Raw genomic sequence first — 24,873 nt, forward strand, 5'->3', positions numbered from 1 at the left:
AGCATTTTAAACATAGTTCTTAGATTTCTTTATAAAGTTTTCTTAATAACGTATATATACTTAAAAATGTAATAAAAATCCTTTTAATAACTTTAAGTGGAAATTAAATGCTAAAAGTGGAAAATATAACTTGTTAAGAAAAAGAGTCAAAAGTTAAGATAAACACTTAAAAGATAAGTTAAACTTAAATAATTAAAGATATAGCTTTTTACTTATATTCACATTAGTAGTAATATTTATAGCAAGACTAGTCAAAAAATAATTTTTAAATTTTAAAATTAACAATAAAAGTTAAGGAGTGTAACTAGTGGAAACTATTGGTATAAAACTAAGCCGAGAAGTATATAAATCAGATGCAGAAAAAATGGCTGATTGGCTTAGCGATAAAGAAATATCAAGTAATTTAAATGAAGGAGTAAATGCAAAGGAAAATCTAATCAATATTATAAATAGAATAGATATGCCTATATTAACTCATTTATTTAATAATAATTGTAGTTTTTTTACTATTAAAAGCGCATATGAAACAATAGTTTTTTTAAGGTTAATACCAAAGAATGATGGAGTTGAGATAGTAATTGCTGTTGGAGAAAAAGAGTTGTGGGGGAAAGGTATAGGGCATAAAGCTGTGCTAGAAGCCTTAAAAAAAGCTTTTTTTGATATGAGAACAGAGAAGGTAGTTGCAAAAATAAAAAAGACAAATAAAAGATCAAGAAATTTATTTAAAGGAATTGGATTTATGGAAGTTAAAGAGTTAGAAAGAGAAATTGAATATAAAATAACTAAAGAAACTTTTTTTAAAATAGCTTCATAATATTATAAATTATAGGTATGACTTTGATGACACATATAGTAACTTCTGAATAAGTATCATTACTATGTAAATACTAATATGTGTTTATAAATATAAATATAAAACTTTTGAATACTTAAATTAATTAATGATAACGATTTAAACCATATCGAATGAGAAGATATTACCATTAGATGGGAGTGGCGAAAGCCACCTTTTTTTATAAGTAAAGAAAATGTGATACATCTAATGCTAGTAATTAAAAAGAAGATTTTATTAAGGATAGATTTTTAAATCTATACCTGAACACTAATATAAATTATATATAACATTAAAAAGTGTAGGAAAATCTACACTTTTTAATATTATTGAGGAGGATGATTTTTCATGTTTAAGATTGATGATTATATAATGTACGGTATGACAGGGGTATGTAAAGTTATAGATATAACTAATGAGAAATTTTTAAATTCCAATGCGAAAGATAATTTCTAAAGGATATATGACTTCATTAATAAATGATATGACTAATATGGAGACGTTATGGATAGATGATGAAAAAACAAGAAATAAGCAATTCAAAACAATGCTTAAAAGTGGTAAATGTGAGGATTTAATTAAATTAATATTTAATAAAAGGTATTCAAAATCTATTAGTAAAAAATTAAATAAGGCTGACAAGGAGATTATAAAAGAAGCAGAAAGATTATTAAATGAAGAGTTTGCAGTTATTTTAAATATTTCTCCTAATGAAGTAAACTCATATATATCAAGTCAAATATCTTAATAAGGTATTTTTATACTATGTTGGTATGTGTTTTGAGAATTATCTTCACCATAAAATTTACGATAGAAATATCGTGTATTTTTTAATTGTTAAAATATATTACTTTCACAACTTCATTTTATACCCAATATTATGTAAGAAAATATTTAAAAATATTATAAAGCAGGTTTTGAATAAGAGAAAATAAGAGAATTATAAATGATAAAAGAATCTGTATATGTGATATAATTTATTTAATGTTAGTAATTAAGAAGGGAAAGTATATGAAAGTTAAAATACAAGATGTAGCTAAAAAGGCAGGGGTTTCACCAACTACTGTATCAAGGGTTCTTAATAATAGAGGATATATAAGTGAGGAAACAAGGGAAAAGGTTAATAGAGCAATGAAGGAACTTAATTATGTTCCAAATGATGTTGCACGTTCATTATTTAATAAAAGAACTAATTTAATAGGATTAATTATACCTACTGTAAGTAATCCTTTTTTCGGAGAACTCACTTTTTATATAGAGACTATTTGTAATTCTATTGGATATAAAGTTTTGATTTGTAACAGTCTTAATAATATTGAAAATGAAAAAAAATATTTAGAAATGCTTATGAGAAACCAAGTTGATGGAATTATAGTTGGAACACATAATCAGGGGATATTAGATTATAAAAATGATAATTTAGCTGTTGTATCTATTGATACATATTTATCAGAAAATATACCAATCATAGGATCGGATAATTATAATGGAGGAAAGATAGCAACAGAACTTTTATTAGATAAAGGATGTAGGAATATAATTAATATAGATGGAGAAGTTAATTTAAGAACACAAGCAAGATTAAGAAAAATTGCATATGAAGATGTAATGAGGGCAAGTAATCAATTACCTATAACTTATGAAGTTATGGGGGCATTTGATAGTAAAAATCAAATTGAGATTGCAAAGCAAATCTTAAATGAACATCCAGAAGTAGATGGAATTTTTGCAACAAATGATTTATTTGCAGCAGCCTTTATAAATGAAGCTAGAAAGCGTGGCAGAAAAATACCAGAAGATATAAAAGTGGTGGGGTATGATGGAACTGAGACAAGTAGAAGCTTGTTGCCAGATTTAACAACTATAAAACAACCAATAGAGCTCATAGCAAAAACATCAATTGATGTATTGATAAAGGAAATTGAAGGAGATTTCTCCTGTAAAAAGTCTCAGATAGCACTTCCAGTATCACTTTTAAAGGGTAAAACCACATAAAATTATAAAAAATTTATATTTATGGATAACATACTAAAAGATATTAATAGGTTTTAGTATGTTATTTTTTTACAAAAAAATATATGAAACCGGTTGACATATGAAAGCGGTTGACATATAATTTATTTAACAAATAAAAATGTTTACAAAAAGAGGGGGATTTTAAAAATGTCAAAATCAAAAGTAGTGTATTTAAAATTGAGTGCTTATTTCTTTTTCTTCTTTGTAACTTGGTCAGCAAGTTATTCATTATTCTCTATTTGGCTTGGACAAGAAATAAATTTAAGTGGAGCAGATACTGGTATTGTATTTTCTGTAAACGCTATCTTTGCTTTATGCATGCAACCTTTATATGGTTATATTTCTGATAAGATAGGATTAAGAAAAAGTATACTTACATTTATAAGTGTATTATTAATTTTTGTGGGACCATTTTATATATATGTTTATGGACCTTTATTAAAATACAATACAATTTTAGGTGCAGTAGTTGGTGGAATTTATTTAGGAACAGCATTTTTAGCTGGTGTTGGAGCAATTGAATCTTATGTAGAAAAAATAGGGCGTAAGTATAATTTTGAATATGGACGTTCTAGAATGTGGGGGTCATTAGGATGGGCTGCTGCTACTTTTTTTGCTGGACAGTTATTCAATATCAATCCTAATATTAATTTTTGGATTGCATCTATTTCAGCTATCATATTATTCTTTATAATCTTATCTATATCAATAGAAATGAGTGATGAAGATTTAGAAAAAGCTCAATCTGTCAAAATAAAAGATGTGTGTTTGCTTTTCAAATTAAAAGAGTTTTGGCTTTTTATACTTTATGTAATCGGTGTAACTTGTTTCTATAATGTTTATGATCAACAATTTCCGTTATATTATTCATCTATGTTTAGTTCAAAAGAAATAGGTAATCAGATATTTGGTTACTTGAATTCATTGCAAGTATTTTTAGAAGCAGGAATGATGTTCATGGCACCATTTATAGTAAATAAAATTGGTGCTAAAAAGGGATTAATTCTTGCAGGATTGTTAATGAGCTTTAGAATTATAGGTTCAGGATTAGCAACAGAGCCAATATTAATATCATGCATGAAATTACTACATTCAGTTGAATTACCAATAATGCTCATTGCAGTATTTAAATATTTAGCAGCTAATTTTGATACTCGTTTATCTTCAATACTATATTTAGTTGGTTATCAGTTTGCTTCTCAAGTAGGTGCAACAGTATTATCACCAGTAATAGGTAGATTTTATGATACTGTAGGTTTCAGCAGTACTTATATTATAATGGGATGTATAGTTTTAGTATTTACAATAATATCAATGTTTACTTTAGCTAGTACAAAAAAAGAAAATCTAGATACGACAAAAGTAGGAAACGTAAATAGTTTATAAAGTGGAGGGAAAATAATAATGTTAGATAAAAGAATTTTAAAAGCAGAAGAAGTTTTAAAAAAGGAAAAAGAAAATGTAAATAAGGAATATAGACTTGGATATCATATTATGGCACCAGCTAATTGGATTAATGATCCTAATGGACTTATTCAATATAAAGGAGAATATCATGCGTTTTATCAACATCATCCTTATGATGAAAACTGGGGGCCTATGCATTGGGGACATGTTAAAAGTAAGGATTTAGTAAATTGGGAACATTGCCCTGTTGCATTAGCACCAGGAGATGAATTTGATAAGGGAGGGTGTTTTTCAGGAAGTGCAGTAGAGGATGATGGAAATCTTGTTTTAATTTATACAGGACATAATTATATAGATAAAGAAAAAGATATATTTTTCGAAAATCAAAATATTGCAGTAAGTAAAGATGGTGGAATTACTTTTGAAAAATATGAAAACAATCCTGTTATAGCTAAACCACCTGTAGATAGTATACATCACTTTAGGGATCCTAAAGTTTGGAAACATGAGGACAAGTGGTACATGGTTGTTGGAAATTCTACAAAGGATAATATAGGAAGAGTAATATTATATACTTCTTCAGATTTATATAAATGGGATTATGTTGGAACACTTGCAACAAGCAAAGGTGAGCTAGGGTATATGTGGGAGTGTCCTGATTTCTTTAAGCTGGGAGATAAGTATGTATTGAGTTTTTCACCACAAGGAATTGAAAAGAAAGATGGCAAATATCCTAATTTATTTCAAACTGGATATATAGTTGGAGATTATGATTATTCTAATAATAAATTTGAACATGGAACATTTAATGAATTTGATAATGGACATGATTTTTATGCTGTTCAAACATTTTTAGATGATAAAGGACGCAGAATTGCAATAGGATGGATGGATATGTGGGAATCTGATATGCCTACTAAAAAAGATGGATGGTGTGGAGCATTAACCCTTCCACGTGAATTAACATTAAGCTCTGATAATAAGATAATGATGAATCCAGTTGAGGAATTAAAAACACTAAGAGAAGAGTGTATTTTACAAGAAGAAAATATAGATGTATATGAAAATAAGAGTTATGAATTAAAAACAAATGAAAGAATGATGGAACTTAACATTACATTTGATTTATCTGAATTTGATGCAGATAAAGTTGGAGTTAAGATAAAAGGAAGTGAGGAAGAAGAATTAAGTTTAAATTATAATAAAGATATTTCAGAGTTAATTCTTGAATGCTCTAAATGTGGTAAAAATAAGGATGGGGCTAGAAAGGCTATTTTAAATAAGCAAGAAGAATTTTCATTAAGAATATTTATAGATAGATCATCAGTTGAAGTATTTGTTAATAATGGAGAGGCTACAATGACAAGTAGAATTTATCCTAAGAATAAATTTGATGAACTTGAAATTTACTCAAATGGTAATGGAGCAAAAATTAAATGCATAGAAGTATGGAAATTAAGAGATGTATGGAAATAATTTTATAATTGCTTTTATTAAAGGATGTTTATTTTAATTAAGAATTAATAGATAATGTTATAAGTAAATTTAATACAATAAAAAGAGCAACCAAGTTGATATGATCTCTTTATAGTAGACAGTTTAAATAATAAAACTGTAACTATAGAGGGAGCATATCACAAAGTAGTTGCTCTTTTATTTTACATTATAAAAATTAAATTAGTTATTAATATTATCTATTTTTATAGGATTAAAACATACTTCAAAGTCTTTACAATGGAATAGGATATACTTAGAGAATATAACATGGTAAAAGAGTTACCAGTAAGTGAACATGGTGGAGTGATGCTTTATTTATAATAATGAAATGATAGAAGAAGTAATTATTAAAAAACAGTGCAAAATATAATAATATCTTAAAGTAAGGAGTTGTATCATAGGTGAATATATGAAAAAGGTTATTAATGAACAATTAATTTATGAAATACTTTCTGTTGTAGAAGAAATCCCTGAAGGGAAAGTAGCTACATATGGACAAATTGCTAAACTTATTGGCAGAGACAAAAATGCACGTCTTGTTGGGAAGGTTCTTAGCCAGGCAGAATTTTATGGGAAATATCCATGCCATCGTGTGGTAAATTATGCTGGCAGACTAGCCCCGGGGTGGAAGGAACAACGATTTTTACTATTAGGAGAAGGTGTATCTTTTAAGGATGAGAATCATGTTGATATGAAGAAAAATCAGTGGGATTATTAGGAGTTAGGTATGGCGATATTTAAAAATTTACTAGGAATAAGGGAAATTAAATCTCCTATATTTTATAAAGAATTTAAAGAAGAAAATAGACAATTATTTGATTTAATAGAGTTAAGGGATAAAGTTAAATCAAATAAAAAAGAATATATAGAAAGGGATATAACATTTTTAAAAGCAGGAATTCAGGGAGAAAGGAATGTATATTTTGAGATTAAGAATTCCTTTATTCCTATGATATGTCTACATGATATAAGGATACAAGATGGAGATTATGTTGCGCAATTAGATTTTATACTAATAACAGCACAGTTTATTATGATTTTAGAAACTAAAAAGCTTAATGGTGATATATACGTAAATCAATCAGGAGACTTTATTAGATACATAAAAAATAGAAATGGAGAAGTTATTAAGAAAGAAGGAATTTATAGTCCTATAGCGCAAAATGGTAGGCATGTAAGAATAGTGAAGAATATGCTTATTAAAAATGGCATTATTAAGAATTTACCTGTTATATCTGGTGTAGTTATAGCTAATCCAAAGAGTATAGTTAATAAATCGAAGGCTCCAAGTAAAATTAAGTATGAAATCTTTAGATATGATCAATTGACTGATGTAATAAGTAATAAAATTAATTATTATAAGAAGGATTATAATATATTTGAGGATATAATGAAGAATATAGGTGAATTTTTCATTAAAAATAATAAATCAATAACATTTGATTATAATAAAAAGTATTCTTTAACAGAAGAGGATTTTATTAAACAAGGTGTTGAAGAAACATTTAAGGAAAGTGTTAAAGAGGAGATTGTGGAAAGTGTTATTGAGAAAGTAGTAGAAGCTAAAATAGAAGTGGGAGTTAAAAAAGAAAAATCATATGAAGAATTGGTTGATGAATTAAAGCAGTATAGGTTAAATAAAGCAAAGGAAGAAAAAGTGAAACCGTATTTTGTTTATAATAATGAAATGATGGAAGAAATAATTAAGATGAAACCTAAAAATGAGGAAGAACTTATTGCTATTAGAGGTTTTGGACCAGTTAAAATTGAAAAATATGGACAGGATATAATAGATATAATTAAATTATAAGTTTGGATAGAAAATATTTTGAGAATGTATAATGAAATAAGGGATAGGGGTAAGGAACGCATTGACTACACCATTAAACCAATGAAAATAATTTCAGTGTATTATATAATGATTTAGAATTGGTAATAATGAACCGTATCATAAATAAGTGAGGTTTTTACTGAAATTGGATTATTAATATAGGTGAGAGCTTATTTATGATTCGCATCAACAATAAAATCCACTAAAATATAAGAAATGTTTTAGTGGATTTTTTAATTTGTAGTATAAATATATTATTGTTATAAAGATTTTCTGTATTGGGAAGGTGTACAGTTTTTATACTTTTTGAATTGCTTTACAAAATAACTAAAGTTATCTATTCCAACACTTAATGCAATATTAGAAATTGAGAGTGTTTCAGTTTGCAGAAGTTCTGTAGCTTTTTCGATTCTATAACTATTAATATATTCTACAGGTGTTTTTCCAATTACACTTTTAAAAAACCTACAAAAATATTGAACATTCATATTTGCTTCTAAAGCTAAATCTTCAATATATATTTTATCATTGTAATTTTCATGAATATAGTTAAGTATTTTTTTTATTAAATCTATCTTATAATCTTTTTTTATAGATTTAATATTTTTCTTATTTAATAACATATCTTCAGAAATTAATAGTGAAATTATCTTGTATAAAGATGATTTGATATTTAACTGCCATCCATTATTAGAAGTTTTATATATATTTATCATATCTAAAATCTCTTTAAGTATTTTTTTTTTAACTTTACTGTTTTTCGGAAGTGATGTTGGAAAACTAATTATATTATTTAATATAGGTATAATATAATTTATTTCACAATAGTCGAAATATGAACTACTTAATATTTGGGGTGAAAAAACAATAGCATGATGTAAAGATGCTTTATTATCTACTGAATTAATAAGATGTAATTGTTCTGAATTTATAAAGAAATAATCTCCAGGTTTTGCAATTATAGTAACCATATCAATATCAATTTTTAATTCACCCTTTTCTATATATATAATTTCAATTTCATTGTGCCAGTGAAAAGGGACAGAATAATTTCCTATTGAATCTAAGTGACTGTATATGTGAAAAGGAAACATAGCAGTTCCATGATTGGATTTTTCTTTTAAGTTTATATTTGCCATAAAAATAAACCTCCTTAAAAAAGTCAAAATAATGTTATTTTAGGATAAAATAGAGCAAGTTTAAAAAAAAAATAGTATGTATAATACAATTATAGATTGATATAAATGAAAATCAATATATATTTTTAGCATAAAAGAAAAAGTTATAAATAGGTAGGTGATTTTATGGAGCGCAAGTGGTGGCATGACTCAATAGTATATCAAATTTATCCACGTAGTTATATGGATAGTAATAATGATGGAATTGGAGATTTGAGAGGAATAATATCAAAGTTAGGTTATTTAAGAGATTTAGGTATAGATGTAATTTGGCTTAGTCCAGTATATAAATCTCCTAATGTAGATAATGGTTATGACATAAGCGATTACTATGACATAATGGATGAATTTGGAACAATGGATGATATGAAGGAATTAATTAATAAGGCTAAAGAATTTAATATTAAAATTCTTATGGATTTAGTTGTTAATCATACATCTGATAAACATAAGTGGTTCATTGAGGCAATAAAAGGAAAGGATAATCCTTATAGAGATTTTTATATTTGGAGAGACCCAGTAGATGGGGGTGTTCCAAATGAACTTCAATCAAATTTTGGAGGACCAGCATGGACTTATGATGAGGCATCGGGTCAATATTATTTCCATTTACATGATAAGAGACAACCAGACTTAAATTGGGAAAATCCCTTAGTAAGAGAAAAAATATATGAAATGATTAATTTTTGGTTAGAACTTGGAGTAGGTGGATTTAGATTAGATGTTATAGATTTAATAGGTAAAGATGTAGATAAACTAATAACTAAAAATGGACCTAAGTTACATGAATATTTACAAGAGATGAATAAAAGAACTTTTGGAGGATATGACTCATTAACTGTTGGAGAAACATGGGGAGCAACACCAGAAATAGCTAAGTTATATAGTTCACCAAATAGAAAAGAATTAAGTATGGTATTCCAGTTTGAAGTTATTTCATTAGATAAACAAGAAGGTAAAAGTAGATGGGATTTAGCACCTTTAGATTTCATAAAGTTTAAAGAAACTTTTAAGAAATGGCAAGTAGAATTATACGAAGAAGGTTGGAATAGTTTATTTGGAAATAATCATGATCTTCCAAGAATGGTTTCAAGGTGGGGAAATGATAAAGAATTTAGAGTTGAAAGTGCAAAAATGTTAGCTACTATGTTGCATATGCAAAAGGGGACGCCTTACATTTATCAAGGTGAAGAAATAGGAATGACTAATATAAGACTTAATTCTATAAAAGATTACAATGATATAGAAACTTTAAATGTTTATAAAGCGCGAAGAGCTTTAGGATATAGCGAGCAAGATGTTATGAATTCTATTTATGCAAAGAGTAGAGATAATGGAAGAACTCCAATGCAATGGAGCAAAGAAAAAAATGCAGGTTTTACAGAAGGAAAAGCATGGTTACATATAAATGATAATTATCGTTATATAAATGTAGAAGATTCAATTAATGATGAAAATTCAATATTAAATTATTATAAGAAACTAATAAAACTAAGAAGAGAGAATGATGTAATTAAATATGGGACTTTTGAATTGATTTTAGATAATCATAAAGAGGTATTTGCATATATAAGGAAGTATAAAAATATAGAACTTTTAGTAATATGCAATTTCTATAGTAATAATATAGAAATTGAATTACCAAATGAATATAGTGAGTATTCCTATGAAACTTTATTAACAAATTATACTGATAGTGCAAAGTTTAGCAATGTTATAAGTTTAAGACCATATGAAACAATAGTTTATAAGTTTAAAAAATAATTTTGGAGCGGCTATTGATAATACATCAATTAAAGATTTATTATCAAAGCCAATCTATAAAATAAATTTATATAATTAATGAAAACGATTTTTAAGAAAGGTGGAGAGAAAAATATGGCTACAGAGCAAAAAATAAAAACTAGCTCAAAAGAAATTTTAGACATAATTGGTGGAAAGGATAATATTATAAGTGCAGCTCACTGTGCAACCAGATTAAGATTAGTTTTAAAAGATGAAAGTATAGTTGATTTAGATAGGTTATCAGATGTTGAAATAGTAAAAGGTTATTTTTCAAATTCAGGTCAATTTCAGATAATAATTGGTAGTGGAACTGTTGATGAAGTATATAAAGAAATAATTGCTTTAGCAGGAATAACAGAATCTAGCAAAGAGGAGATTAAAAAGAAAGCAGATGAGAAATTGAATCCTCTTCAAGCATTAGTTAAGACATTATCTAATTTATTCGTTCCAATATTACCAGCATTAATTGCTAGTGGTTTATTAATGGGAATAAATAATGTGCTAACATCGCAAGATTTGTTTATTCAAGGTAAATCTATAGTAGAAGCATATCCTCAAATTGCAGATTTAGCTAGGCTAATAAATACTTTTGCAAATGCAGCATATGTATTTTTACCAATATTAATAGCATTTTCAGCTACTAAGTTATTTGGAGGAAATCCGTATTTAGGAGCAGTTATTGGAATGATAATGGTTCATCCAGATTTATTAAATGGATATAGTTATGGGGCTGCAGTTGTTGATGGAACAATTCCAACTTGGAATATATTTGGATTAAGTATAGAAAGTGTAGGTTATCAAGGTACAGTATTACCTGTAATTGCATCTTCGTATATTTTAGCTAAGATTGAAAAGCTTTTAAGAAAGGTAATTCCAGAATTCTTAGATAACTTATTAACTCCGTTATTTACAGTATTTATTACAGGACTTGCAACATTTATGGTAGTAGGACCAATAATGCGAGGCGCTGGTGAAATCATAACAAATGCTCTTATGTGGCTTTATAATACTTTGGGATTCCTTGGAGGAGCAGTATTAGGATTTATATATGCACCTCTTACAATGACTGGAATGCATCATAGTATACTTCCAGTAGAAATGCAATTATTCGCTAATATAGCAGTAACTGGAGGTTCATTTTTCTTAGCAATTGCATCTTGTAACAATGTAGCACAAGGTGCAGCGTCATTAGCATCAATTATTACATCAAAAAATAAAAAATTAAGAAGCATAGCATTAACATCAGGTATATCAGCATTATTAGGGATTACTGAACCAGCTATGTTTGGTGTTAATTTAAAGTTAAAAACACCCTTCTATTCTGCTATGATAGGTAGTGCTTTGGGTTCTGCATATTCGGTATTTACAAATGTATTAAATGTATCTCCAGGGCCAACAGGGATTATAGGTTTTGTAACAATAAGACCTCAAAATATAGTAAACTTCTTTATCTCGCTTGGAATAGCTTTTGTGGTTACATTTATATTAACATTAGTTTTATCTAAAAAAAATAAAAGTATAACTATTTAGAGAGATATTCAAGGAGAAAGAGTTAAAATATATCTACAAATTTAGTATAAAAATTAAAATTAAAAATAATAAACAAGGTGAAATACAATGGTAAAGTCTTGAAATGCAAAGATTTTTCCGTTGTATTTTATTATATTTTGAATAATACATGTTAGATTTGTGATTCTAAAAAGATTCTTTAATGGTGAGTAGAAATAAAAAATCTATTAAATATACGATAAAGATAATTTATAACGATAACACTATATTTAGTAAATAAAACAAAAGATATGTATAGAGTTGTTAAAATTATAATCATTTAGTATAAGGAAGTATGTTGGAAAATAGAATTATAGTTTTATCTGAATTAAAGCTAATTATAAATATATATTATATATAAAATAAGAGTTTTTACATATTTTCCAATGTGTAGCACACTTTTTTGAGAAGAGGAGTTTAAAATGGAAAAATTTATTTAAAAGAACAATTAAAGCAATTAAAAAAGTATAAAATTGAAGTTATTAAAAGTATACATGATACTGTTAATATACTAGAAAAAAATTATGGTATTAGGGATGTAGAGCAAGATTTAGGTGGATATGTAGTTATAGCAGAAAATATCGTAGATATCGAAATAATGAAACAAGATAAATTACAGGTTTAATACCAGAATATACCAATGTAATTAAAATACTCAATAGAGAAAATTTATATCAAGGAGCTAAAGAGAGATGAAGTAAGGTTCTGTGTCTACAAGGCCACTAGAGAGGTGATGAAACATACATTCCAAGAAGTCTTGATGTAACAGAACTAGAATTAATAGAGCTAATAAAAGAAAAAACTAAGTTAAGAGAAAGATTGAAAAAGCAAGCTAATTTAATTACACAGATTGAAGCTTTACAGTATAAATCATAATATAGTAGTCTAGAGGAAATAAAAAATGAAAACTTTACTAAATATAAAGAATATTCGTTAGTAGCTTATAATTTTGATACTATAGGTTTTGAAAAAAATTAAAGAGTATCTACTAGATGAAATAAAGCAAATAAAGGATAATGGAGAGATAACTGTAGAGACGAGTTTAAGAAGATTAGCATTAATATATGATTGAAAGAATTTTGAAAATTATTAAAAAAATAAACCTCACTTAATACTGATACGGAGAACCGTATCATAAGTAAATGTTAACTTTACTAAAGTTGTATAAGTAATTAATAGAAGATACCTTACAAAGACGGTAGATTAAAATCCATGCATAATTTTATGGGAAATATCCATACCATCGTGTGGTAAATTATGCTGGTAGACTAGAGCTAAGGGGAAGAACAACGATTTTTACTCTCAAAGGAGTGATAAGATAATAATGGTTGATAAAATATAGTGTACTGCAAAGGTGAAGCTTCGATTTTATCAAATAAATAAAAAGCTACATAAAACTGTAGCTTTTTATTATATTCAAATATGCTAAAATTAAATAATAAACTAATTTTCATTATATTGGAGGGAGCAATATTGAAAGAAGGACTCTATGAGCAAGTAATAAACAAAGAAATACTACAACAATTAGAAAACATAGAACAAGAAAACTTCATTATAGATAAAGATAAAATAGATAAAGAAGAAGCTAAAGCAATACTTTCACAATACATATCACAAGTAATAAGAAAATCCCTTAACTACATTAGAGACAAAGAAAAAGAAGATAGCGAAAAATTAATAAAACAAATACAAGCCTGTAATGACATAATTAACATATTAAGCCAAGTGTCAAATGAAGAAGATATTAAAAAATATGAAATAGATAAAAATGGAGAAATGCTTAATGCTCTATACTCAAAAATAAATAATAAAAGAGCAATTAATAACAAAGCAGCAATAAGACCAATAACTCCATTATCACAAAGTTCGCTATTTACAGGTTCAGGTCAAGAACCCAATATGTTAGGTGAATTAAATAAGGAAATACTATCATGTGATTCAATTGATTTGCTAGTTTCATTCGTAAAATGGAGTGGTATTAGATGTATAATGGACAGTCTTACAGAAGCAACTAGAGAGCAGAATAAAAAGTTAAGAATAATTACAACATCTTACATGGGAGCAACGGATGAAAAGGCTATACAAGAATTAAGTAAGTTGCCTAACACTGAAATAAAGATTTCATATGATACAAAAAGGACAAGACTTCATGCAAAGGCTTATATGTTTAAAAGAGATACAGGATTTACTACTGCATACATAGGATCATCAAATTTATCAAATGCAGCATTAACTTCAGGGTTAGAATGGAACTTAAAGGTTACAGAGCAAGATTCATTTGATATTATTAAAAAGTTTGAAGCTACTTTTGAAAGTTATTGGAATGATTCAGAATTTGTATCTTATACTGGAACAGAAGAAGATAAAAAGCAATTAAGAATTTCTTTAAAATTAGAGAAAAATTATAATGATGAAGATACGTCATTTGGATTTGATATTAGACCTTATGCATATCAAAAGGAAATATTAGAAACTCTTAAAGTTGAAAGAAAGATACATAATAAATATAGAAATTTAGTAGTTGCAGCTACTGGTGTAGGTAAAACAGTTATTTCAGCATTTGATTATAGAGATTTTTGTATAGAAAATAGGGGAAAAGCCAATAGACTTTTATTTGTGGTTCATAGAGAAGAAATATTAAAGCAAGCTAGATCAACATTTAGAGCGATATTAAAAAATAATAACTTTGGAGAATTAATGGTTGGTGGAAGAAAACCAGAAAGCTTAGATCATTTATTTGTTTCTATTCAAAGTTTAAATAGTAAAGATTTATGTGAAATAACATCAGAAGATTATTATGACTTCATAATAATAGATGAATTCCACCATGCTGCGGCACCATCTTATCAAAGGTTATTAAGTTATTATAAGCCTAAGGTATTATTAGGATTAACAGCAACACCAGAAAGAAATGATAATCAAGATATATTTAAATTTTTTGAAGATAGAATATCAGGAGAAATAAGATTACCAGAAGCTATAGATAGAAAGTTATTAAGTCCATTCCAATACTTTGCAGTATCAGATACAGTTGACTTATCAAAGCTAAAATGGCAAAGAAGAGGATATAGCATAAGTGACTTAAATAATGTTTATACTGGTAATGATAAAAGAGTTAGTGATATTTTAGTTGCTTTAAATAAATATGTTACTGATATAGATGAAGTAGTAGGTTTAGGATTTTGTGTTAGTAAAGAGCATGCTAAATTTATGGCAAACAAATTTAATGAGGCAGGAATAGAATCAATAGCATTAACTTCTGAAAGTAAAAAGGAAGAAAGAGATAATGCTAAAGAAAGGCTTGTTAAAGGAGAAATAAAGTTTATTTTTGTAGTTGATATTTATAATGAGGGTGTGGACATTCCTGAGATTAATACAATATTATTTTTAAGACCAACTGAAAGTTTAACAGTGTTCTTGCAGCAATTAGGAAGAGGATTAAGATTACATGATAAAAAAGAATGCTTAACGGTTCTTGATTTTGTAGGTCAATCACATAAAAACTATAATTTTGAGGATAAGTTTAGGGCGTTAATAGGAAAAACAAATAAGCCTGTAAAAGATTATATTGAAAATGGATTTTTAACACTACCAAAAGGATGTTATATTCAACTAGAAAAGGAAGCAAAGGAATATATATTAAGAAATATTAAATCAGCTAGTAATACAAAAGCAAATTTGTTAAGTAAGTTAAGAAGTTTTAAAAATGATACAGATTTAGAGTTAACATTAGAAAATTTCTTAAAATATCATAACTTATCATTAGTAGATTTCTATGGTAAAACTAAAGATAGAAGTTTTTCAAGAATGTGTGTAATAGCAGAGCAAAGAGATGATTTTACAGAAGAAAATGAAGTAGAAATAACTAAAAAGTTATACAACTTGTTGTTTGTAAATTCAAGAAGGTTTATTGAATTTGTTATAGGATTAATAAAAAATAATGATGATATTTCTAATGTAGAATTTACAAATGAAGAGTCTTTAATGCTAAATATGATGTATTATATATTCTATAATGATGCACCAGAAAAGATAGGATTAACTTCAATAAAAGAAGGTATTAATAAGCTATTAAATAATAAAGTAATGATGAATGAAGCTTGTGAAATATTAAAATATAACTTTGATCATCTTAACTTTGTAGATAAGAAAGTAAACTTAGGATTTGATTGCCCTTTAGATTTACATTGTGATTATTCAACAGATGTTATTATGGCTGCCTTTGGATATTATAATGAAGAAAAGAAACCAGCCTTTAGGGAAGGAGTTAAGTACTTTGAGGATAAAGGAATTGATATATTTTTTATTACATTAAATAAAAGTGATAAGGATTTTTCACCATCAACTTTATATGAAGATTATGCAATCAATGAAAGGTTATTTCACTGGCAAACTCAAAGTAAAACTTCAACAGAAAGTGCAACGGGGAAAAGATATATTAATCATTTAAAAACAGGAAATAAGATTGCTCTTTTTGTTAGAGAATATAAAACTAGAGATGGACTTACATCACCATTTACTTATTTAGGAACTTGTGAGTATAGAAGTCATAGTGGAAATAAACCTATTAGTTTTATATGGGAACTTAATGAAGAAATTCCACCAAGTATGATTAATAAGGCAAACAAGACAATAATTATTTAGGAGAAAAACATATGAAGACAATAGAAGTAGTTGCAGCAATAATAAAAAAACAAGATAAAATATTCATTACAAGAAGAAGCTATGGAGAATTTGCAGATATGTGGGAATTTCCAGGTGGAAAAATAGAATTAGGAGAAAGTAGAGAAGAGGCATTAATTCGAGAAGTAAAAGAAGAACTTGAACTAGATATAAATAATTTAGAATATCTAACAACAGTAGATTACGATTATCCAAACTTTCACTTAACAATGCATTGTTTTATTTGTGAAATATGTGGTGGAGAGTTAGTGTTAAATGCCCATAATGATGCTAAATGGGTTTCCTTAGAAGAACTATCAACACAAAAATGGGTACCAGCAGATGTTGAAGTAGTTGAAAAGATACTAAATGATTTTAAAATTAATAAAATAGATTAAATAAGTGAGAGTTTGGTAGAAATTTCTATTAAGCTCTTATTTATTTTAGTATAATATTGGTATAAGAGAGGAAAGATTATGAGAAGAAATAGAATTTTATATTTAATTTTAACGATAATTACAATAATACTAGGTTTGTTATCAAGAAAGGTTCAGGGATTACCACAAATAATATCATCTTATTCAGGAGATGCTTTATGGGCACTTATGGTATTTTTCTTATTTTCTTTTTTATTTAACAAAAAATCTACTATATTCATTTTAGTAATATCAATAATATTTTCCTATGGAATAGAAATAAGTCAGCTTTATCATGCACCTTGGATTGATTCAATAAGAGCTACAACTTTAGGTGGGCTAATATTAGGATTTGGATTCCTATGGAGTGATTTAATTTGTTATACAGTAGGAATTGTAATTGGAGCAATAATAGATAAGATTATAAATAATTAATTATAGAGAGGAGAAGTTATATGAAATTAGGAGTTATTTCAGATACACATGGAGTATTAAGAGAAGAAGTAGTTGAACGTCTTCAAGAATGTGATTACATAATTCATGCAGGAGATATAGGGAATAAGGATATAATCGATAAATTAGAGAGTATAACAAAAACTTTTGTTGTAAGAGGAAATAATGATGACGATGAGTGGGGTCTTACTCTTCCAGAATATAGAGAAATAGAAATGGATGAAATATTAATTTATCTTGTTCATGATAAAGCAGATATTCCAAAAGATTTAAGGGAAGTAGATTTAGTTATTTATGGTCATTCACATAAGTTTAGCAATGAAAAGATTGATAATATTATATATCTAAATCCGGGTTCATGTGGAAGAAAAAGATTTTCACTACCTTTATCTATGGCAATAGCTGAAGTAAATTTAGATGATATAAGAATTGAAAAAATAGATTTAAATTAAAGTTTATTGAAATAAGAGTATACATAACAAAATATAAATTAATTAAATGATACCTAAGGTATTTGAATAAAAAAATTAATAAATTAGCATAAGATTAATGAACTAAGAAAAACTAATAAAGAACATTTAAAATAAGTTTAATATTAGTGAAAGAAGGAGAGAATATGTTTAAGCATGAGAAACATTTAATACGTGAAGTAAAGGTTGAGAAGCCTAATTAAACATATGCTAATTTAATGTAGGAGCAATTAGGTGGAGCTAATGGAGAGTTAACAGCAGCATTAACTTATTTTATTCAAAGCTTTAGAGTTGATAATAAAGAAATAAAGGATTTATTTTTAGATATTGCTGCTGAAGAATTTGGTCATGCAGAAATGGTAGCAGAAACTATTAATTTATTAAATGGTAAAGATGTAACAGCACCACCAGCACAAGTTGGAGCAGTTGAAGCAACTACTACTTCAAGATTAACACCAATGCTTGCTAATTCTTCAGGATATTTGTGGACAGCTGCATATGTAAATGAAACAGGTGACTTAGCAGCAGATTTATTGACTAATATAGGTAATGAGCAAAGAACTAAAACAACTTATGAAAATCTTTATAGACAAATAAAAGATAAGTATGTTAGAGAAACTATTCAATATTTATTACAACGTGAAGAAGCACATAACACAATGTTTAGAGAAGCATTTAATAAAATGCTTGGAACAGGTTCATTAAAGGATTGGGGAGATACAAAAGATGCTAAGATTTATCTAAATTTATCTACACCAGGTCAGTATTTTGGTGATTTAAAAGATCCAAAAGCACCAGCATTTGAAGAACCAGATCCAGGTGAAAATAAGTAAACTACTACTTTATTAAAAATTTACTAATGATATACCTATTTGTGATATAATTAACATATAAATCAAAATTGGGGTATTAGTAATGAAAATTAAGATAATTAGTCTAGAAGATGAAAAAAGTATTAGTTTTAAGAATTCTTCATTAGGATTCGAAATAGTAGATAATAATAGTAAATATTATAAAGTCGAACAAGATATAGTTGAAATTTCTTATTTACTAGAAAAGGATGTAAATATTGAAAATTATAATTTGAAAAATAATTCAGATATAATTTTAATAGTAGCAAAAAGTTTTGAAGGTAAAAATATAGAAATTATAAAAAAAATAAAAAGTAAATATAATATTATAGTTGCAATTGGTGATGTAAATTTATCAGATAAATATACAAGAGATGAATTTAATAAATTAAATAATGTATTAATTGTAGCTGAATTAAAAAAAGAAAATAAAATAGATTTAAAATTATTAAGTTTAATTCTTAAAAACAAAGAAATATTTAACAAATCAAGTATTGAGAAACAAAGAAGTACTATTTTAATAGATAGCAATGAAAGTATTGGCAAAGTAGTATTATCTTTATTAGAACAGTTTAATTATATTCAAAATAATAAAGAATATAATTTATATCTATATTCAAAAGACGAGATTGGATTGCAAGAGCTAGCATATTTAGAAGATCCTATAAGAGAATATATTTATGATGAAGCCACATTGAAAATAGATACATTTACTAATGAAGATATTACTGATAAAAATTATTTTGTAGTATTTGAAGCTAAATAAATTAAATAAAGTAAGTAGTTATAGGTGAAAGTCTAGTTAATTTATACAAAAATGTATAATTAACTGGACTTTTTAATGTTTAAATAAATTAATTGTTAAATTTATAACTTAAATAACTTAAATAATTATTTAAAAAGTTAAATAAATTGTAGGAAAAAGTCGAAGCTTGTACAATAATTCTTGTGAAAGAGATTAAACATAAAAATGAATGTTAAAAAATATACAAGGAGAAAAGTTATATGTTAGAAATAATTAAAAACACATTAACAGACAATGCGATTTTAGGAGCTATATTTTCATCAGTAGCAATAATTCTTTTAGGATTTTATTTAAGAAAAAAGGAAATTTTAAATTCAAATGCTTCTAAAATGTTAACAAAGCTTGTTCTTACAATTTCATTACCTGCATTAGCATTTACATCATTTATGAAAGATATAAACGGAGAGCAGTTAAAACAAGGTATGAGTATATTAGTTTGGGGATTTGCAATTTATATTGTATTAATACCAATAACTAAAATAATGTATGCAAAAGTAAAAGGCGATAAACAAGATGTTTATAGAGTACTTACTATATTTGGTTCAACTACATTCTTTGGTACACCGATAGTTACTGCAGTATATGGTGCAGTAGGTACTATGTACTCAAACATATTTAACATTGCATATAGAGTATTTTTATATTCATATGCCTTTGTAAAAATGTCAGGCACAAAAATGGATAAAGATAATTTTAAAAAGAATATGAAAGAAATTTTCTTAAATCCAATAATAATAGCCACATTCTTAGGATTATTTATATGGTTATTCCAAGAAAAATTACCTCAAATAGCAGTAGCTACAGCAGATGGTACTACTAACTATGCATTTTTGAGAATTGACCAAACATTACCTTGGTTCTATAAACCACTTACTTATTTAAGTAGTTTAGCTTCACCACTTGCTTGGATTTCAATTGGTGCAACATTAGCGGAAGTTCCATTTAAAAAAGCAGTATCACAAAAAGATGCTTGGGGATATAGCTTAATTAAAGTATTATGTGTTCCAGCTATAAACTTTGTTTTATTATTAGCTGTTAGCAAATTAGGAATATTACCAGTTTCTTTTGAAGGAATGGCAACAACAGTAATAATGATGGCTGCACCAACAGCAACAGTTGCAGCAGCATATGCAATTAGTTATGATAGAGAATCATTATTTACATCAAACTGTTCTTTATTATCAACAGTTGTAGCAGTAGCAGCAATGCCAATACTTATAGTTATATTAGAAGTAATAAGAAACATAGGATTATTTGCATAGAATAATCAATAGAAAATATAAATACAGCAAAAGATTAGGACAAGCCATTCTAAAAATAGAGTGGTTATTGTTCTTAATCATATTATTTAGTGTTATTTAGAGGAGATAAAAATTATGATAAAATTAGTTTGTTATGGTGTTAGAGAAACAGAAGTTAAATATTTTGAAGAAATAAATAAAAAATTTGGATATGATATTAAGTTAGTAACTTTAGGTCTTAATCACGAAAATGTAAAAGAAGCAATTGGAGCAGAAGCAGTAATGGTTAGAGGAAACTGTAAAGCTGATAGACAAAACTTAGAACTATTAAAAGCTAATGGATTAAAATATCTTTTAACTAGAACAGTTGGATTTGATCACGTTGATTTACAAGCAGTTAAAGATTTAGATTTAAAATGTGCTAGAGTTCCAGGATATTCTCCAAATGCAATAGGTGAATTAGCACTTTCTTTATCAATGATGTTATTAAGACACACTGCTTATACTGTAAATAGAACAAGAGAAAAGAATTTTGTTGTTGACCCATTTATGTTCAGCAAAGAAGTAAGAAATTGTACAGTTGCAGTTTTAGGTGCAGGTAAAATTGGATTAACTACAGCTAAGTTATTCAAAGGACTAGGGGCTAGAGTAATAGCTTATGATGTATTCCAAAGTGATGCAGCTAAAGAAATAGTTGAATTTATGGAATTAGATGAAGTATTAGCACAAGCAGATATAATATCAGTACATATGCCATATATAAAAGATGTAAATTATCATATGATAAACGATGAATTTATATCAAAAATGAAAGATGGAGCTATATTAGTTAATACTGCTAGAGGTGAAGTTCAAGATATTGAAGCTATAATAAGAGGTATCGAAAGTGGTAAATTAGGTGGATTTGGTACTGATGTTTTAGAAGGGGAATCTGTAACATTCTTTAAAGATTTAAGAGAAAAAGAATTGGAAAATGATTTACATCAAAGATTAGTAGATCTTTATCCAAGAGTATTAGTAACTCCTCATATAGGATCTTACACAGATGAAGCATTAATAAACATGATAGAGTTTTCTTATGAAAATTTAAGAGATTTCTTAAATGAAGGAACTTGCAAGAACAGTATAGCATAGTTAATATTAAATTTAATATTATATAGGGGTGTTTAATAAACACCCCATTTTTATGTATTAAAATACTTTATAAAGAAAAAAACAATATTGGTGATATAATATGAAGATGAAGTTTAAAAATAAAATAATTCTTTGGGCTGTTACAATCACATTTATTCCATTACTGTTATCTTATATTATTTTTATAACAGCAAAGATATCAGATACAGAGGATAGTATAAAAGTAACCTTGAAGAATGTAGGGAATGTTATAAGTCAAAGTGATTTAGTTAGAGAAAAGCTTTACAAAAGAGAAAGTGATAAAAGTATTCAAGAATATACAAAAGAATTTATAGAAAGTTTTAATGATGTTGATATTATAGTTGTTGGGGATATGACAGGTGAGAAATATTCACATTTAGATGAATCACAAATAGGAGAAATATATGTAAATGAAGATAATAAAGATGTTCTTCAAAAAGGAATAAGTTATTATTCAATAATGGAAGGTTCAATGGGAACAACATTGAGGTGGTTCGAACCAATATTTTATAATAATAAACAAGTTGGGTTTATTATGGTAGGTAAATATGAAAAAGATATTACTGTAATTAATTCAAAGACTAAAACTACATATACCTTATTGTTTCTTTTTTCTATAATATTATCAATAATAGGTGCAAAAATATTAGCAGATAACTTAAAAAAATTAATATTGGATATGGAACCAGTTGAAATTGCAACTTTATATAGAGAGAAAAATATAATTATAGATAGTGTTAAAGATGGAATAATATCATTAAATAAAAATAAAGAAATTATAGAAATAAACAAAAGTTGTTATGAGTTGTTTGAAAATTTTAAAGTAGAAGACATACTAGATAAGCTTAATGTTTACATAGATAATAGAGAAGAATTTGAAATGAAGGAATTTATAATTCAAGGTAAAAAAATATTTGTAACAATTAAAAATATTAAATTAGGTGATAATTGTCTTAGAACAATAATTACTTTAGTTGATAAAAATCCTATTAATAAAATAGCAAAAGAGATAACTGGTGTAGATGAAATAATTAAAAATTTAAGAGCAAATGTTCATGAATTTAAAAATAGTTTATATGTAATTTTAGGGTTGCTTGAAATAAAGGCTTATGATGATGCAAAAAAATATATTTTAAAAACACAAGAGATTCATGAAGAAGTAATAAGTAAGTTTGTTAGTATTGAAGATAAATATGTTAGAGGATTATTAATTAGTAGGGAGTCAGTTGCTAAAGAAAGAAAAATAGAGTTTTTATTAACAGAAGAATCGTTTTTAGAAGAAGAACATGGAATTATAGATTCAAATGATATAGTAACAATACTAGGAAATTTAATTGAAAATGCATTTGAAGCATGTGCTTTATGTGGTGATATAAAAAAGAAGGTTGAGGTATCATTATATGAAGATGATTTAGTAATAGAAATGCAAGTAAGAGATAATGGAAAAAGTATTGATAATAAAATAAGAGATATAATGTTTACGGAAGGTATATCATCAAAAGGAGAAGATAGAGGAACAGGCTTATACTTAGTTAAAAATAGAGTTGAAATTTATAATGGAAGTATAGATATTGAAGAGTTTGATGATGAAAAAATATTTGTTGTAACAATTTTAAAAGGTGGTATATAAAAGTGAATGTATTAATAGTTGAAGATGATCCAATGGTGGCTTTAATAAATAAGCGATACTTAGAGCAAATTACAGATATAAAAACATTTGGTCCGGTAATGTATGAAAATGATATTATTAAAAGTTTAAAAGAAAATGATATTGATTTGATATTAATGGACGTATTTTTACCAGAAAAAAGTGGAATAGATATTTTAAAGGCTATTAGAGAAAAAAACTTTTTTACAGATGTAATAATGATAACAGCTGCAAATAGTACAAATGAAATAAAAAGAGCATTTGCATATGGAGTAGTAGATTATTTAGTTAAACCATTTGAATTTGAGAGATTTAAGGAAGCTATAAATAAATATAAAGCTAGAAAGAAAGTATTGCTTAATGAAGAGGTAGTGAGCCAAAGTGATATAGATAGCTTGATAATGAATAATTCATCAGAAAATGAAGTTAAGTTACCTAAAGGATTAAATGCAAGAACATTAGATAGAATAATAGATTTTTTAAATGAAAAATCTAATGAGGTTTGGACATTAAGGGAAATTGCATATGAGATAAAAATTAGTAATGTAACTATTAAAAAATATATGGACTATTTAGAAAGTATAGGGAAAGTTGATTTAGAAATGAATTTTGGAAATGTGGGTAGACCAGAATATAAGTATTTTGTAAAAAAATAACTCATAAGTGCTAAATATATCCGTGATTATATGGTATAATTTAAATAAATTATATTAGGGGGTATAGCATGAGTTACGAAAAATATAAATATTTAGGATTTTTGGGGCTATTATCTTTAATAGGTCTTAAAGGATTTGTAACACATAATTATTTATGGTTCATTTTATTTATAAATTATTTATGGTTTACATTTTTTTATGATAATAGTATAGTGTATAAATTACAATTTAATAAAAAATAGTATCAAATGAAAACAACAACTATTGATTAAATACAATAATTGTTGTTTTTTTATATTTAATGTTTTTATTTAAGTATTGTTTGAAATACAAATAATTAATTTAGTATTAGTAAAATATTTTTTTAATAATCCATTTATAGTATAATTAGAAGATGAATAACTAATTGGAGTAAATAAATA

At 26.4% G+C, this 24,873-nt stretch carries 21 protein-coding genes and 1 pseudogene; 21 read left to right on the forward strand and 1 reads right to left on the reverse strand.

Annotation, left to right across the window (positions count from 1 at the left end):
* Positions 1-307: 307 nt before the first annotated feature.
* From ABUA17_RS04785 to ABUA17_RS04820, 8 genes are all read left to right on the forward strand, one after another.
* A complete protein-coding gene (locus ABUA17_RS04785; protein WP_042400186.1) occupies positions 308-814 on the forward strand; it encodes a GNAT family N-acetyltransferase in 507 nt (168 codons plus the stop codon).
* Positions 815-1,180: 366 nt separating this feature from the next.
* Complete coding sequence (locus ABUA17_RS04790; RefSeq protein ID WP_341349578.1) at positions 1,181-1,288, forward strand: CarD family transcriptional regulator; 108 nt, start codon at positions 1,181-1,183, stop codon at positions 1,286-1,288.
* The gene (locus tag ABUA17_RS04795) at positions 1,269-1,580 is read left to right on the forward strand and encodes a hypothetical protein (protein ID WP_242833260.1); all 312 of its coding nucleotides are present in this window, start codon (positions 1,269-1,271) and stop codon (positions 1,578-1,580) included. Before ABUA17_RS04790 ends, ABUA17_RS04795 begins: the two co-directional genes overlap by 20 nt.
* Before the next feature lie 263 nt (positions 1,581-1,843).
* A complete protein-coding gene (locus ABUA17_RS04800; RefSeq protein ID WP_042400188.1) occupies positions 1,844-2,827 on the forward strand; it encodes a LacI family DNA-binding transcriptional regulator in 984 nt (327 codons plus the stop codon).
* Positions 2,828-2,995: 168 nt separating this feature from the next.
* The gene (locus tag ABUA17_RS04805) at positions 2,996-4,234 is read left to right on the forward strand and encodes an MFS transporter (protein ID WP_042400191.1); all 1,239 of its coding nucleotides are present in this window, start codon (positions 2,996-2,998) and stop codon (positions 4,232-4,234) included.
* Between the two features lie 18 nt (positions 4,235-4,252).
* The gene (locus ABUA17_RS04810; protein ID WP_042400194.1) at positions 4,253-5,731 is read left to right on the forward strand and encodes a glycoside hydrolase family 32 protein; all 1,479 of its coding nucleotides are present in this window, start codon (positions 4,253-4,255) and stop codon (positions 5,729-5,731) included.
* A 430-nt stretch (positions 5,732-6,161) separates the two neighbouring features.
* On the forward strand, positions 6,162-6,470 hold the full coding sequence (locus ABUA17_RS04815; RefSeq protein WP_042400197.1) for an MGMT family protein: 309 nt from the start codon (positions 6,162-6,164) through the stop codon (positions 6,468-6,470).
* Positions 6,471-6,479: 9 nt separating this feature from the next.
* Positions 6,480-7,562, forward strand: a complete 1,083-nt coding sequence (locus ABUA17_RS04820; protein WP_042400200.1) for an HRDC domain-containing protein — start codon at positions 6,480-6,482, stop codon at positions 7,560-7,562.
* Positions 7,563-7,843: 281 nt separating this feature from the next.
* Here the strand turns inward: ABUA17_RS04820 and ABUA17_RS04825 are convergent, their stop codons facing one another.
* Positions 7,844-8,722, reverse strand: coding sequence for an AraC family transcriptional regulator (locus tag ABUA17_RS04825; protein ID WP_052330715.1), 879 nt, complete (start codon positions 8,720-8,722; stop codon positions 7,844-7,846).
* Between the two features lie 165 nt (positions 8,723-8,887).
* Between ABUA17_RS04825 and ABUA17_RS04830 the strand changes: the two genes are divergently transcribed.
* The 13 genes and pseudogenes from ABUA17_RS04830 (at position 8,888) to ABUA17_RS04890 (ending at position 24,693) form a co-directional block, all read left to right on the forward strand.
* Entirely contained in the window at positions 8,888-10,525 is a 1,638-nt protein-coding gene (locus tag ABUA17_RS04830) for a glycoside hydrolase family 13 protein (RefSeq protein WP_042400203.1), read from the forward strand.
* A 114-nt stretch (positions 10,526-10,639) separates the two neighbouring features.
* On the forward strand, positions 10,640-12,076 hold the full coding sequence (locus ABUA17_RS04835) for a sucrose-specific PTS transporter subunit IIBC (RefSeq protein WP_042400207.1): 1,437 nt from the start codon (positions 10,640-10,642) through the stop codon (positions 12,074-12,076).
* A gap of 1,491 nt (positions 12,077-13,567) precedes the next feature.
* On the forward strand, positions 13,568-16,738 hold the full coding sequence (locus ABUA17_RS04840) for a DEAD/DEAH box helicase (RefSeq protein ID WP_055291176.1): 3,171 nt from the start codon (positions 13,568-13,570) through the stop codon (positions 16,736-16,738).
* Between the two features lie 11 nt (positions 16,739-16,749).
* Positions 16,750-17,154, forward strand: a complete 405-nt coding sequence (gene mutT / locus ABUA17_RS04845) for an 8-oxo-dGTP diphosphatase MutT (protein ID WP_042400213.1) — start codon at positions 16,750-16,752, stop codon at positions 17,152-17,154.
* 78 nt (positions 17,155-17,232) lie between these two features.
* Positions 17,233-17,607: a ribosomal maturation YjgA family protein gene (locus ABUA17_RS04850; protein WP_042400217.1), complete on the forward strand. Its 375-nt coding sequence runs from the start codon at positions 17,233-17,235 to the stop codon at positions 17,605-17,607.
* A 20-nt stretch (positions 17,608-17,627) separates the two neighbouring features.
* The gene (locus tag ABUA17_RS04855) at positions 17,628-18,077 is read left to right on the forward strand and encodes a metallophosphoesterase family protein (RefSeq protein ID WP_055276187.1); all 450 of its coding nucleotides are present in this window, start codon (positions 17,628-17,630) and stop codon (positions 18,075-18,077) included.
* Between the two features lie 164 nt (positions 18,078-18,241).
* Positions 18,242-18,928: pseudogene (locus ABUA17_RS04860) on the forward strand (manganese catalase family protein).
* Positions 18,929-19,010: 82 nt separating this feature from the next.
* Positions 19,011-19,712 (forward strand): hypothetical protein, encoded by a 702-nt coding sequence (locus ABUA17_RS04865; RefSeq protein ID WP_055276190.1) that lies wholly within the window; start codon positions 19,011-19,013, stop codon positions 19,710-19,712.
* A gap of 239 nt (positions 19,713-19,951) precedes the next feature.
* Positions 19,952-21,013, forward strand: coding sequence for an AEC family transporter (locus ABUA17_RS04870; RefSeq protein ID WP_042400224.1), 1,062 nt, complete (start codon positions 19,952-19,954; stop codon positions 21,011-21,013).
* 114 nt (positions 21,014-21,127) lie between these two features.
* The gene (locus ABUA17_RS04875; RefSeq protein ID WP_042400226.1) at positions 21,128-22,126 is read left to right on the forward strand and encodes a 2-hydroxyacid dehydrogenase; all 999 of its coding nucleotides are present in this window, start codon (positions 21,128-21,130) and stop codon (positions 22,124-22,126) included.
* 100 nt (positions 22,127-22,226) lie between these two features.
* A complete protein-coding gene (locus ABUA17_RS04880) occupies positions 22,227-23,777 on the forward strand; it encodes an ATP-binding protein (RefSeq protein ID WP_055291178.1) in 1,551 nt (516 codons plus the stop codon).
* Between the two features lie 2 nt (positions 23,778-23,779).
* Complete coding sequence (locus ABUA17_RS04885; protein ID WP_242833261.1) at positions 23,780-24,451, forward strand: response regulator; 672 nt, start codon at positions 23,780-23,782, stop codon at positions 24,449-24,451.
* 68 nt (positions 24,452-24,519) lie between these two features.
* The gene (locus tag ABUA17_RS04890) at positions 24,520-24,693 is read left to right on the forward strand and encodes a hypothetical protein (RefSeq protein WP_144266752.1); all 174 of its coding nucleotides are present in this window, start codon (positions 24,520-24,522) and stop codon (positions 24,691-24,693) included.
* Positions 24,694-24,873 lie beyond the last annotated feature (180 nt).

The organism is Clostridium sp. RTP31139st1_H3_RTP31139_211217 (assembly GCF_040227035.1).
Taxonomy (GTDB): domain Bacteria; phylum Bacillota; class Clostridia; order Clostridiales; family Clostridiaceae; genus Clostridium; species Clostridium saudiense.

What these genes read in the sequence shown, in the direction of transcription:
- ABUA17_RS04790 (WP_341349578.1), top strand. Translation starts at nt 1,181, where the DNA reads ATGTTTAAGATTGATGATTATATAATGTACGGTATGACAGGGGTATGT.
- ABUA17_RS04795 (WP_242833260.1), top strand. Translation starts at nt 1,269, where the DNA reads ATGCGAAAGATAATTTCTAAAGGATATATGACTTCATTAATAAATGAT.
- ABUA17_RS04800 (WP_042400188.1), top strand. Translation starts at nt 1,844, where the DNA reads ATGAAAGTTAAAATACAAGATGTAGCTAAAAAGGCAGGGGTTTCACCA.
- ABUA17_RS04805 (WP_042400191.1), top strand. Translation starts at nt 2,996, where the DNA reads ATGTCAAAATCAAAAGTAGTGTATTTAAAATTGAGTGCTTATTTCTTT.
- ABUA17_RS04810 (WP_042400194.1), top strand. Translation starts at nt 4,253, where the DNA reads ATGTTAGATAAAAGAATTTTAAAAGCAGAAGAAGTTTTAAAAAAGGAA.
- ABUA17_RS04815 (WP_042400197.1), top strand. Translation starts at nt 6,162, where the DNA reads ATGAAAAAGGTTATTAATGAACAATTAATTTATGAAATACTTTCTGTT.
- ABUA17_RS04820 (WP_042400200.1), top strand. Translation starts at nt 6,480, where the DNA reads ATGGCGATATTTAAAAATTTACTAGGAATAAGGGAAATTAAATCTCCT.
- ABUA17_RS04825 (WP_052330715.1), bottom strand. Translation starts at nt 8,722, where the DNA reads ATGGCAAATATAAACTTAAAAGAAAAATCCAATCATGGAACTGCTATG.
- ABUA17_RS04830 (WP_042400203.1), top strand. Translation starts at nt 8,888, where the DNA reads ATGGAGCGCAAGTGGTGGCATGACTCAATAGTATATCAAATTTATCCA.
- ABUA17_RS04835 (WP_042400207.1), top strand. Translation starts at nt 10,640, where the DNA reads ATGGCTACAGAGCAAAAAATAAAAACTAGCTCAAAAGAAATTTTAGAC.
- mutT (WP_042400213.1), top strand. Translation starts at nt 16,750, where the DNA reads ATGAAGACAATAGAAGTAGTTGCAGCAATAATAAAAAAACAAGATAAA.
- ABUA17_RS04850 (WP_042400217.1), top strand. Translation starts at nt 17,233, where the DNA reads ATGAGAAGAAATAGAATTTTATATTTAATTTTAACGATAATTACAATA.
- ABUA17_RS04855 (WP_055276187.1), top strand. Translation starts at nt 17,628, where the DNA reads ATGAAATTAGGAGTTATTTCAGATACACATGGAGTATTAAGAGAAGAA.
- ABUA17_RS04865 (WP_055276190.1), top strand. Translation starts at nt 19,011, where the DNA reads ATGAAAATTAAGATAATTAGTCTAGAAGATGAAAAAAGTATTAGTTTT.
- ABUA17_RS04870 (WP_042400224.1), top strand. Translation starts at nt 19,952, where the DNA reads ATGTTAGAAATAATTAAAAACACATTAACAGACAATGCGATTTTAGGA.
- ABUA17_RS04875 (WP_042400226.1), top strand. Translation starts at nt 21,128, where the DNA reads ATGATAAAATTAGTTTGTTATGGTGTTAGAGAAACAGAAGTTAAATAT.
- ABUA17_RS04880 (WP_055291178.1), top strand. Translation starts at nt 22,227, where the DNA reads ATGAAGATGAAGTTTAAAAATAAAATAATTCTTTGGGCTGTTACAATC.
- ABUA17_RS04890 (WP_144266752.1), top strand. Translation starts at nt 24,520, where the DNA reads ATGAGTTACGAAAAATATAAATATTTAGGATTTTTGGGGCTATTATCT.